At 61.9% G+C, this 215-nt stretch carries 1 protein-coding gene; it reads left to right on the top strand.

Going from position 1 to position 215, the window contains the following annotated elements:
* A partial coding sequence (locus ACQP6G_RS20920) for a carbohydrate ABC transporter permease (protein WP_429767252.1) occupies positions 1 to 215 on the top strand: 215 nt, incomplete at both ends.

Below are 215 nucleotides of genomic sequence, written 5' to 3'. Positions count from 1 at the left end.
ACGGCGTTCCCGATGGTGGCGTCGTTGTATCTGGCGTTCACGGACTATGACTTGTTCCGGCCGCCGTCGTGGGTGGGTGTCGAGAACTTCGTGAAGCTGTTCGAGGACCCCAGGTTCTGGACCTCGGCGAAGGTGACCGCGATCTATGTGCTGGTCGGCACGCCGATCAAGCTCGCGGCGGCGTTGCTGGTCGCGATGGTGCTGAACATGAAGCA

Origin of the sequence: Isoptericola nanjingensis, assembly GCF_050311635.1 — a bacterium.
Lineage (GTDB): Bacteria > Actinomycetota > Actinomycetes > Actinomycetales > Cellulomonadaceae > Isoptericola > Isoptericola nanjingensis.
This window is presented reverse-complemented; position numbering and strand designations above follow the sequence as displayed.